The organism is Gemmatimonadaceae bacterium, assembly GCA_036273715.1.
GTDB lineage: Bacteria > Gemmatimonadota > Gemmatimonadetes > Gemmatimonadales > Gemmatimonadaceae > JADGGM01.
Genome location: DASUHB010000019.1, coordinates 25432 through 36450, shown reverse-complemented (window position 1 = coordinate 36450; position 11019 = coordinate 25432). Strand labels below are relative to the sequence as shown.

11 protein-coding genes are annotated in these 11019 nt (G+C 68.7%); 7 read left to right on the top strand and 4 right to left on the bottom strand.

The features are described from left to right. The 5 genes from VFW04_03550 to gatB form a co-directional block, all read left to right on the top strand. Nucleotides 1-994 (top strand): HAMP domain-containing sensor histidine kinase (locus tag VFW04_03550; GenBank protein ID HEX5178379.1); only part of this gene is annotated, 994 nt, incomplete at its 5' end. After that, nucleotides 991-3249: a UvrD-helicase domain-containing protein gene (locus VFW04_03545; GenBank protein ID HEX5178378.1), complete on the top strand. Its 2259-nt coding sequence runs from the start codon at nucleotides 991-993 to the stop codon at nucleotides 3247-3249. The genes VFW04_03550 and VFW04_03545, both read left to right, overlap by 4 nt. A 3-nt stretch (nucleotides 3250-3252) precedes the next feature. Next, on the top strand, nucleotides 3253-3564 hold the full coding sequence (gatC, locus tag VFW04_03540) for an Asp-tRNA(Asn)/Glu-tRNA(Gln) amidotransferase subunit GatC (protein ID HEX5178377.1): 312 nt from the start codon (nucleotides 3253-3255) through the stop codon (nucleotides 3562-3564). Then, the gene (gene gatA / locus VFW04_03535; protein ID HEX5178376.1) at nucleotides 3561-4949 is read left to right on the top strand and encodes an Asp-tRNA(Asn)/Glu-tRNA(Gln) amidotransferase subunit GatA; all 1389 of its coding nucleotides are present in this window, start codon (nucleotides 3561-3563) and stop codon (nucleotides 4947-4949) included. Before gatC ends, gatA begins: the two co-directional genes overlap by 4 nt. Further along, nucleotides 4946-6412 carry an Asp-tRNA(Asn)/Glu-tRNA(Gln) amidotransferase subunit GatB gene (gene gatB / locus VFW04_03530; protein HEX5178375.1) on the top strand — a complete coding sequence of 489 codons (1467 nt, stop codon included), beginning with the start codon at nucleotides 4946-4948 and terminating at the stop codon, nucleotides 6410-6412. Before gatA ends, gatB begins: the two co-directional genes overlap by 4 nt. Here gatB and VFW04_03525 read toward each other — a convergent pair. The 4 genes from VFW04_03525 to VFW04_03510 form a co-directional block, all read right to left on the bottom strand. After that, nucleotides 6382-7368: a zinc dependent phospholipase C family protein gene (locus tag VFW04_03525; protein HEX5178374.1), complete on the bottom strand. Its 987-nt coding sequence runs from the start codon at nucleotides 7366-7368 to the stop codon at nucleotides 6382-6384. The two genes, gatB and VFW04_03525, sit on opposite strands and share 31 nt — an antisense overlap. A 15-nt stretch (nucleotides 7369-7383) precedes the next feature. Continuing rightward, a complete protein-coding gene (locus VFW04_03520; GenBank protein ID HEX5178373.1) occupies nucleotides 7384-7815 on the bottom strand; it encodes a hypothetical protein in 432 nt (143 codons plus the stop codon). Further along, nucleotides 7727-8419 carry a DUF948 domain-containing protein gene (locus VFW04_03515; GenBank protein ID HEX5178372.1) on the bottom strand — a complete coding sequence of 231 codons (693 nt, stop codon included), beginning with the start codon at nucleotides 8417-8419 and terminating at the stop codon, nucleotides 7727-7729. The genes VFW04_03520 and VFW04_03515 overlap by 89 nt, the downstream gene beginning before the upstream one ends. A 69-nt stretch (nucleotides 8420-8488) precedes the next feature. Continuing rightward, nucleotides 8489-8830, bottom strand: coding sequence for a P-II family nitrogen regulator (locus VFW04_03510; GenBank protein HEX5178371.1), 342 nt, complete (start codon nucleotides 8828-8830; stop codon nucleotides 8489-8491). Nucleotides 8831-8962: 132 nt separating this feature from the next. On the opposite strand from VFW04_03510, the gene murA reads away from it, so the two are divergent. Together murA and VFW04_03500 are read left to right on the top strand one after the other, a co-directional pair. Continuing rightward, entirely contained in the window at nucleotides 8963-10249 is a 1287-nt protein-coding gene (gene murA / locus VFW04_03505) for a UDP-N-acetylglucosamine 1-carboxyvinyltransferase (GenBank protein ID HEX5178370.1), read from the top strand. Further along, nucleotides 10246-10959: a polyphenol oxidase family protein gene (locus tag VFW04_03500; protein HEX5178369.1), complete on the top strand. Its 714-nt coding sequence runs from the start codon at nucleotides 10246-10248 to the stop codon at nucleotides 10957-10959. Before murA ends, VFW04_03500 begins: the two co-directional genes overlap by 4 nt. The last annotated feature ends 60 nt before the right edge of the window (nucleotides 10960-11019 follow it).

Genomic DNA, 11019 nt, shown 5'->3' with positions numbered 1-11019 from the left:
CGATCCCACCGAAGAATCGGGCAACACGGCGCTGCTCGCGCTCTCGCAGCAGATCAACGAGCTCGGCGTCCCGGTCGTCATCACCGACACCGCGGGCATGCCGACCGCCGCGGTCAATCTGCCGTTCTCGGCGCCGCTCACCGACCGGCGCGTGCGCGCGTACGTCGTGTCGCTCGACAAGCAGAACGCGCCGGTCATCGAGCCGGGTATCGGCAAGGTGCACTTCGGCGATAGCGTGCTCATCACGAGCCTGCGCTTCATTCCGCTGCTCCTCGCGTCGCTGCTCGTCCTAACGGGAGCCGCCATCGTCTATGTGCTCCGAACCCGGAGTCGCGCCGATCGTGAGCGCGTGTGGGCCAGGATGGCGCGCGAGTCGGCGCACCAGTTGGCCACGCCGCTCTCCAGTTTGAGCGGGTGGGTCGAGCTGCTGCGCGACCATGCGGACGATGAGGTGTCCGCGTCGGCGGCTCGGCACATGGAAGCAGACCTCGAGCGGCTCGAGCGCGTGTCCCACCGCTTCGAGCGCATCGGCCGTCCACCGCGTCGCGACAAACTGGATCTCGGCGACCTCGTGGTGCGGGTGGGCGCGTACTTTCAAGCGCGCGTGCCCACGCTGGCGCACGCCGTGACCCTCGTGGCATCTCGCGCGAACGAACCGATCGTGATCGAGGGTGACGAGGTGCTGCTCGAGTGGGCACTCGAAGTGCTCGTCAAGAACGGTCTCGATGCGCTTGCCGGTCGCGGCGGCCGGTTGTACATGACCACCAAGCGTCTCGATCCCGACCGCGTGCGCGTGCGTGTGGCCGACGACGGTCCGGGTGTGCCGCGCGAGCTGCGCACGCGGATCTTCGAGCCTGGGTACTCGACGAAGCAATCGGGGTGGGGCATCGGCCTGTCGTTGGCCAAGCGCATTGTGGAAGAAAATCACGGCGGCCGACTCGTGCTCGCGCCGTCGGAGAAAGGCGCGACGTTCGACGTTATACTTCAGGGATGAGTCGCACCGCAACCTCACCGGACGCCCTGGCCTCGCTCAACGACGCGCAACGCGAGGCCGTCGTGCACTTCGAAGGACCGATCCTCGTGCTCGCCGGTGCGGGCTCGGGGAAGACGCGCGTTCTCACCACGCGCATCGCGCGTCTCATCGAGCACCACGGCGTCGATCCGCGCCACATACTCGCCGTCACGTTCACCAACAAGGCCGCGGGCGAGATGCGCGAGCGCGTCGCGCGCTTGTTGGGCGCCGAGCCCGAGGGGATGTGGGCGGGGACCTTCCACGCCATCGGCGCGCGCATGCTGCGTCGCGAGGCGCCGCTGGTCGGACGCACGGCCAGCTTCACGATCTACGACGAGGACGACAGCCTCGCGCTCGTTAGGCGCGTGATGGAGCAGGCGCGCATCTCCACCAAGGAGTGGGCGCCCAAGGCGCTGCGGGCCGAGATCTCCGACGCCAAGAACGCGCTGGTGACGCCGGACGATTACGCGCAGCGCGCGCTCCATCCGGTGGAGCGCGCCGCGGCCGTGGTGTATCCGCTGCTCGAGCGCGCGCTGCGTGAAGCGAACGCCGCCGACTTCGACGACCTCCTGGTGCTGCCGGTGCGGCTGCTCGAGCAGCACCCCGACCGGCTGGCCGAGTATCGCCGCCGCTTCCAGTTCCTTCTGGTGGACGAGTACCAGGACACGAACCGCGCGCAATACCGGCTGATCTCTCTGTTAGGCGGAGAGCACGGCAACGTGCTCGTGGTCGGCGACGACGACCAGAGCATCTACGGCTGGCGCGGCGCCGACATCCGCAACATCCTCGACTTCGAGAAGGACTTTCCGGCCGCGCGCGTCGTGCGTCTCGAGGAGAACTATCGGTCCACGCCGCAGGTGCTCGAGCTGGCGAACATCGTCATCAGCGCCAACACGAGCCGGCGCGGCAAGACGCTGCGCGCCACGCGCGGCGCCGGCGAAACCGTGACGCTCGTCGGAAGCCTCGACGAGCGCGACGAAGCCGAGTTCGTCACCGCGGAGCTGTTGTCGCGACGCGCCGCCGATGAAACGCTCGCCTTACGGGACATCGCGATCCTCTACCGCACTAACGCGCAGAGCCGCGCGCTCGAAGACGCGTGCCGCGCGCGGGCGATTCCGTACCGGCTCGTGGGCGCCGTCCGCTTCTACGACCGGCGCGAGATCCGCGATCTGGTGAGCTATCTCAAGCTCATCGCCAATCCGGCCGACGACGAGGCGTTTCGGCGGGCGGTGGCCGCGCCGCGCCGTGGGTTAGGCGAATCGACCATCGAGCAGCTCGCCGAACGGGCGCGCGCCGCCGGCATCCCGCTGCTCGCGGCCGCCGGCCGCCCCGACCTGCACGACGGCTTGCGCCCCGCGCAGCGTCAGGCGCTCGTCGGCTTCGCGGCGCTCATCACGCGCTTTCGCGCGCGGGCGACCGACGCGGCCGTGGACGAGCTCCTGCTGCAACTCATCGAGGAGATCCGCTTCGAGGACGCGCTGCGCGCCGAAGGCAAGGACGGGCTCGACCGGTTGGACAACGTGCGCGAGCTCATCACCGGCGCGGCCGAGACCGTGATCGACGAAGGGGGAGAGTTAGGCCTGACGCCGCTCGACCACTTCCTGCAGCGCGCGATGCTCGTCACCGATTTCGACCGGCAGGACAAGAACGCGGATGCCGTGACGTTGATGACGCTCCACAACGCGAAAGGCCTCGAGTTTCCGCTCGTGTTCATCACCGGGCTCGAGGAGGGACTCTTCCCGCTCTCGCGCACGCACGATGCGCCGAAGGAGTTGGAGGAAGAACGGCGGCTGTTTTACGTCGGCATCACGCGCGCCAAGCGGAAGCTGTTTCTCTCGCACGCGCGGAGCCGGCGCCGGAACGGCGAGACGATGCCGTCGGTGCCGTCGAGCTTCCTGCGCGGCATTCCGGAGACGATGATCGAACAGCGGGCCACCGTGCGGCTGCGGGCGACCGGCCGCGGCGTGCTGCCGCAGTCGGCGGCCATGCGCCGGCCGGGCGAGCCGGTCGTTCGGCGCTCGTCGGCGCGCTGGGATCCGGACATCGATGCGTCGCAAGACGCGCCGCGCTTCGTCAAAGGCGAACGGGTGCGACACCCGCGCTTCGGATCGGGCACGGTGATGGAGTTGAGCGGAACCGGCAAGGAAACCAAGGTGACGGTGGATTTCGACGACGAGGAAGTCGGCCGAAAGCGCCTGGTCGTCGCCTACGCGGGACTCGAACGGGACTGGGAGTAACCGATGGCCGTGACGCGTGAGGACGTTGCCCACATTGCGGGATTGGCCCGCCTGGCGCTTCCCGACGAGCGCCTAACGGAGCTCGTCGGTCAGCTCAACGGCATCCTCGCCCACATGGACGTGCTGCAGCAGGTCGATACCAGCCAGGTCGTGACGACGGCGCAGGAAGGCAACGAGCACCTGCCGATGCGCCCCGACGCCGGGCCGCCGATCGCGATGCACCGGACCCGCGAGCAGTTCGCGCCCGAGATGCGCGACGGCTTCTTCCTCGTGCCGCGTCTGGCGACGCACGAGGACACGAGCGAGGCGTCGTGACGGCGGTCGAGTCGGTCACGGCATCATTCGCCCGCATGGAGGCCGTCCGCGCGGGCGCGGACGGCCTCAATTGCGTGCTCTGGTCCGACCGCGAGCGGTCGCTCGCCGAGGCGCGCGCGGTAGACGCGCGCGCCGAGCGAGCACCGCTCGCCGGATACCCGGTGGCGGTCAAAGACAACATCGCGACGCTCGACCTGCCCACCACCTGCGGCTCGCGCATCCTCGAGGGCTACGTGAGCCCGTACGAAGCGACGGTCGTCTCGCGGCTCCGCGACGCCGGGTCCGTGGTCGTGTGCAAGACCAACTGCGATGAATTCGCGATGGGCTCGTCCAACGAAAACAGCGCCTACGGCCCGGTGCGCAATCCGCTCGACCCGCGGCGCGTGCCCGGCGGCTCGTCCGGCGGCTCGGCGGCGGCGGTGGCGGCGGGCATCGTGCGCATTGCGTTAGGCTCGGAAACCGGCGGCTCGGTCCGGCAGCCGGCGGCGTTCTGCGGCGTCGTCGGCGTCAAGCCGACCTACGGGCGCGTGAGCCGGTTCGGCCTCGTGGCCTTCGCATCGTCGCTCGACCAGGTGGGCGTGGTGGGCCGCACGGTGGACGACGCCGCGTTAGGCATGGAAATCATCGCCGGACGCGACCCGTACGACTCGACCACCGCCGACCGCCCCGTCCCGCGATACCGCGAGGCGGCATCGCGCTCGATGCGCGGCTTCGTGGTCGGCCGTCCGACCGAGTACTTCCCGGCATCGCTCGATCCGCGCGTCACCGCGCTCTGCGACCGCGCGCTGGATGCGTTCCGCGCCCAGGGCGCCCAGGTGCGCGAGATGTCGCTGCCGCACACCGAGCTCGCGATTCCGGTCTACTACATCGTCGCGCCGGCCGAGGCGTCCTCCAATCTCGCGCGCTTCGATGGCGTCCGGTACGGCCTGCGCGTGCGGGGCGACGATGGCCTCCGCGCCATGTACGAACGGACGCGTTCGCGCGGATTCGGACCCGAGGTCACGCGCCGCATCCTCCTCGGCACCTACGTCCTGTCGGCCGGCTACTACGACGCGTACTACAAGAAAGCGCAGGAGGTCCGGTGGTGCATCACCGAGGACTTTCGCCGCGCGTTCGCATCGGGCGTCGACGTGATCTTCACGCCCACGACGCCGTCGCCGGCGTTCGAGCTCGGCGCCAAGTCGGATCCGTACGAGATGTACCTCAACGACATTTTCACCGCCACGGGCAACCTGGCCGGCGTGCCGGCGCTCTCGCTGCCGATCGGACGTATCGACGCCCTACCTATAGGCGGCCAACTCATCGCTCGGCACTTCGATGAGGCGGGCATGTTCGCCGCCGCGTCGGCGCTCGAGCGCGCGTTGGGCGACGAGGCGCACCGATGACCGGGCTCCGCGACGCGCCGGCGGTCGCGGCCGCCCGCTACGAGATGGTCGTCGGCCTCGAGGTCCACGTCCAGCTCCGGACCCACACCAAGGCGTTCTGCAGCTGCGATGCGACGTACGGCGCGCCGCCCAACGTCAACACCTGCCCCGTGTGCCTCGCGCTGCCCGGCGCGCTGCCCGCCCTCAACCGCGAAGCCGTGCACCTCGCCATGCGCGCCGCGCTTGCGTTAGGCTGCACGGTCAACGACGTGTCGGTCTTCGCCCGCAAGAATTACTTCTATCCCGATCTGCCGAAAGGCTACCAGATCTCGCAGTACGACCGGCCGCTCGCGCTCGCTGGCCGCCTCGAGATCGGCGACGGCGACGCAGCCCGCACGGTGGGCATCACCCGCGTGCACATGGAAGAAGACGCGGGCAAGTCGATCCACGATCGCTATCCCGGCGCCACGGCCATCGACCTCAACCGCGCCGGCATCCCGCTCATCGAGATCGTGAGCGAGCCCGACATGCGCTCGTCCACCGAGGCCGTGGCCTATCTCGCCGCGCTCAAGCAGATTCTCGAGTACATCGACGTCAGCGACGTCAACATGGAGGAGGGCAGCCTGCGCGTCGACGCCAACGTCAGCGCGCGCCGGCGCGGCGCCACGGCGTTAGGCACGAAGACCGAAGTCAAGAACATGAACTCGTTCTCCGGGGTCCAGCGCGCCCTCGACGCCGAGTTCCAGCGCCAGTGCGTACTGCTCGACCGCGGCGAGCGCGTCGAACAGCAGACGATGCTCTGGGACGGCGCACGCGACGAAGTCAGGCCCGCACGCTCCAAGGAAGCGAGCCATGATTATCGCTACTTCCCCGAGCCCGATCTCCCGCCGCTCGTCCTCGAACGCCCCTGGATCGACGAGGTCCGCGCCGAGCTGCCGGAGCTGCCCCGCGCGCGCCGGGCGCGCTTCGGGCGCGACTACGGACTCGCTGCCGCCGACATCGCCGTCCTGACGGCATCGCCGGCGCTCGCCGAGTACTTCGAGTCGGCCGCCAAGCTGCACCGCGACCCGAAGGCGGCCGCAAACTGGGTCATGGGCGAGGTCCTCGCCGCGCTCAACGCGACCAACGAATCCATCCGCAGTTTCCGCATCACGCCGGCAGCCCTCGCACGACTGCTCGATCTCGTGCGCGACGGCACCGTGAGCCACTCGGCCGCCAAGCGCGTGTTCGCGCTGATGGTCGAGACCGGCGAGCCGGCCGACCGCGTGGCGGAGCGCGAGGGGCTTGTTCAGGTGCGCGACGCCGATGAACTGACGCGCTGGGTGGACGAGGTGCTCGCCGAGCATCCGGCGGAAGCGGGGCGATTCCGGGCCGGCGAGACGAAGTTGTTAGGCGTGTTGGTCGGGATGGTGATGAAGAAATCGAAGGGGCGCGCCGACCCGCGCCGGGTCAATCAGTTGCTGTCGGAGCGCGCCGGCGGATAGATCGGCGCGCTCAAACGCGACGCGTAATCCAGCGCCGTGTTCGGCATCCCGAAGTGCCGTCCCGCCTCTTCGGCCACGTGAAACTCGACGCGGCTCAGCCTGGCCTGCCGCCGCACCTGCTTCGCCAGCCGCAGCGCTTCGTCCCCCGACGGATCGAGCGCGTACGGCTCCGAGCGATCGAGACGGCTCAGCAAATCGATCACGTAGTCGTAGCTGCGCTCCATGTAGCGCACGACCTCCGGCGTCCCGAGATCCCAGCGGCTGTTCTCGGCGGCGAGATGGAAGATGCGCTGCCACGATTCGGTGTCGGTGACGTAGACCATACCCCGAAAGATCCGCCGGTTGGTCTGCGTGCTGAAGATGGTCGGACTGAGAATGCGATCCAGATGCGCGTCGGCGGGCGTGTGGTCGCGCACGATGAGCTCGCGCGCCTGACGCGGGTACGCGGGTCCGAGGTGCGTCTCGAAGCGGCTTTCCCAGTAGCTGTGGCCTAACCCGGTCGTGCGCGATGCGATGATCAGGTAGCGCGGCACGAAATAATTGTGCGCCACCGTATCCGCGGCCAGGTGGGCGAGGTAGCCCATGCCGAAGCTGCGCAGCGCTTCGTCGCTCGCGCGGTCGAAGATCTCGAAGCCGACGGTCCACGAGTGGCAATGGCGCCCAACGGGGGCGTACTTCTTGGCGATGCTCGTATCGGCTGCGATCGATCCGTACAGGAACTCGTACGGGAACGCGCGCAGCGTATCCGCGACCGCCGCCGGCAGCTGCCCGAGCGCGCCGAGCACCGCCTGGCCGAGGAAGACGTGGGTGCCAGGGGTCCAGGCGTAGCTCGTGGCCGGAAGGAACACGAGACCGCAGGCGATGGCGAACACGCCGGACGCCACCAGCAGCCATGCCGGCGGACGTCTAACGGCGCAGCGCAGCCACGTCCGGACGAGTACCGCGAACGTCCTCATCCGCGGAGGACGAGCTCAGACGCCAAGGCGTTTCCGCTGGCGGCGAATCGCCTTGCGGAGGTCGCGAATCTCGCGATTGACGGCGGCGTCGATGGACTCGCGCGCGGACTCGAGGTACTCGGCAACCGAATCGCCGATCTCGTCGACGGGCACGCCGTCGCGCAGCGCGTCGCCGCGCTCGGCGGCCCACTTGGCGCCGCGGTCGCGGAGCCGCCGCGCTTCCTTGACGCCGCGCTCGGCAAAGCGCTCCAGGCGCGCCATGGGGCGGCGACGGCGCGCGCGCTCGCGCGCCACGAGGGCCATGCCAGCGCCTAACGCAAGGCCGACGCCGACGGCGAGCAGCAGGTCGCCCGACAGCTCACTCCGGCCGCGGCGCCGGAGTCCGCCGGATTTTCGGCCGCGGCGGCGCAGCACGCTCGGCATTCCGTGCTTCATCTCGATGGTCATGTTCCAGCTCCTCATCGTGAGCGCGATCGTGATCACGCGCGTCTCGTTCGCGACGCACGCGGCGCGTGCGCGCCGATGATGCTCCGCCTAACGCAGAGACTCCCGCTTGCACGCCTTGCAACGTCGCCGCGGTGGATACCACCGCCTCCTCGAGCTCCCGCTGGGCAATGTTCAGCAGCGTGTTCCACTCGCCCACCCGCTGCTCCACGCCCTCGACGCCCAGCTTGGCCCGCTCCGAAACGTATCGCACTGTGCGGCTCAATTCTTCCACGTCGCCGCGTACGGTGCTCGAAATGGATTCGACGGTCTCGGAAATTTTGTTGGCGCGTCCGACGAGCGGCGACAGTTCCCGGCTCATCCGATCGAGCAGCGCACTCGCCTGTTGCGTCGTCCGGCGGAAGGCCAGCGCGGCCGGCACCAGCATCGCCACCAGCACGATCACCGCGATGCACACCAGCACGTTCGCGATCGCCGTCACGACGCCGAGCGGTCCCGTCGAGAGAACCACCTGCTTCGTGACGATCGTATCCGGGAGCGCACCCGCTCCCGCGGCCTGCACCAGCCACGCCGCCACTGCAATCGGTTCCCGCAAGCTCAATACCATGACCATGGTTCGTATGCCGAATGTCGTGTCTGCCAGCGGCGCTCGGCTCGTGCAGCGTCCGCGTGCCGCCTATGCGTCGAGCTCGGAGGCAAGCCCTACCACTCGCTCGATCGGAAGCGTGAACACGATGCCCGCGCCCGGCACGGTCAAGCTGCCGCACACTTCCTGTATGAGCGCGATCGCCGCATCCACTTTCTCTTCCACGATCACGCTGAGGAGCATCTGGTTGCTCGGCCGCGACCGCGTCGTCAACGAGCGCAGGCCCGCGAAGATCGGGACGTCCTGAGTCAGCACGTGTCCCATCCCCTCGCTGTTCACGACGGTCGCACCCGTGATGCCAAGCTCGACGAATCCCGCCAGGATGTCGTCGACTTGTTCTACGTGATTGATCACGGCGACGAGTAGCTGCATGGGCGAGACCGGGGTGAGGAGCGTAGCGTAGGGCTCGCGCGACGGAGTGTCAAGCAGTTGCTTGACTTCCGCGCTCGGCACGGTCCATCGTTCGCGGCGCTACCGCCAGTCGTCGTCACCCGCACTCGTCTCATGCAATTCGTCGTCGAAGGCTCTCGTCGCTTAAGCGGCACCATTCGCCCGTCGGGCAACAAGAACGCCGCGCTCCCCATCATCGCCGCGGCGCTGCTCACCGAGCAGCCGGTCACGCTCGAAAACGTGCCCCGCATTCGCGATGTCGAAACGCTCGTGGAGCTCGTGAGCACGCTCGGCGTGAGCATCACGTGGTCTGCCCGCAATACTTTGGCCATCCACGCGCGAGAAGTGCGCGCAACGGCACTCGACTCACGCTTGTCCGCGCGCATTCGTGCGTCGATTCTCCTGGCCGGCCCGCTGCTCGCGCGATGCGGGGCGGTCACGCTGCCGCCGCCGGGCGGCGACGTGATCGGTCGCCGCCGGGTCGATACGCACTTTCTCGCCTTCGAGCAGTTGGGCGCGTCGTATCACGTCGACAACTCGTACGAATTGCGCACCACCGGCCTTCAGGGCGCCGACGTCTTTCTCGACGAGCCGAGCGTCACCGCCACCGAGAACGCGCTCATGGCGGCCGTTGCCGCGAAGGGCACGACCATCTTGCGCAACGCCGCGAGCGAGCCGCACGTGCAGGATCTCGCGCAGTTTCTCGTCGCGATCGGCGCGAACATCGACGGGATCGGAACCAACTGCATGACCGTCGAAGGCGGACGCACCCTGCGTGGCGCGACGCATCGGATCGGTCCCGATCACATCGAGGTCGGTTCGTTCATCGGCCTCGCCGCGGTGACGAACTCGGAGCTGCGCGTGGAGCATGCGGGCGTCGAACATCTGCGCGCGATCCGGATGGGATTCGAGCGACTCGGCATCGTGTGCGAGTGCGAGGGCGACACGCTCGTCATCCGGGCCGACCAGGCGCGCGAAATTCGCCCGGATCTCGGCGGGCACGTACCCAAGCTCGAGGACCAACCGTGGCCCGCATTCCCGGCGGACCTCATGTCGATTGCGATCGTCGCCGCGACGCAGTGCAACGGGCTCATCTTGATGCACGAAAAAATGTTCGAGTCGCGCATGTTCTTCGTCGACAAGTTGATCGCGATGGGTGCGCGCATCGTGTTGTGCGACCCGCATCGCGCTCTCGTGGCGGGTCCCTCGCGCTTGCGCGGCGCGATCGTGGAGTCGCCGGACATTCGCGCGGGCATGGCGATTCTTCTCGCGGCGCTCTGCGCCGATGGGACGAGCACGATCAACAACGTTGGGCAGATCGAGCGCGGATACGAGCGCATCGATGAGCGGCTCCGCGGACTCGGCGCAAAGATCACGCGGGTGGACGACACCAAGTCGTGAGTCTCGACGTCGCGCGTGACGATGTCGCCGATGTCGCCGGCCTCGGCGTGGTCGCGTTCACGACGACGCGTGAGGCGGGCACGTACGGTACCGCAGGTCGCGATCCGGTGGGCGACGTGATGGCGCGCTGGTGGTCGCTGGTGGACGAGCTGCGCGCGTTCAGCCCGCGACTGGCCACGTCGCGGCAGGTGCACGGCAATCGCGTGCTCGTGCACCGCCTAACGTGGGAGGGATGGCTGCGCGTGGATGGCGCGGACGGACATGTCGCGCCCGAGCGCGGCACCGCGCTCGCGATCACCGTGGCCGACTGCGTGCCGGTGTTCGTCGCGCATCCGAGCGGCGCGTGTGCCCTGCTGCACGCCGGGTGGCGCGGGACGGCAGCGCGGATCCTCGACCGCGGTGTGGCCGAGCTCGTCCGCGCGGGGCACAGTGCGCGGGACCTGCGTGTGCACCTGGGCCCGTCCATTTGCGGACGCTGCTACGAGGTCGGGCCCGACGTGTACACGCAGCTCACCGGACAGAGTGCGAGCGCTGCCGGGTGCGTCGATCTCCGTGCGATTCTCGCGCGGCAGGCGCGGGAGGCCGGCATCACGCACGTCTCAGTGAGCGAATTCTGCACGCGCTGCGACAACGAGCGGTTCTTCTCCCACCGCGCCGGCGACGCCGGCCGCATGCTCGCCGTGATGGTGGCGCGCCGGGATGCAGCCTGACCTCGCCTCGACGCGGCTTGACTCCACCTAACTCCAATTCTATAATTACTTACGGTTCCC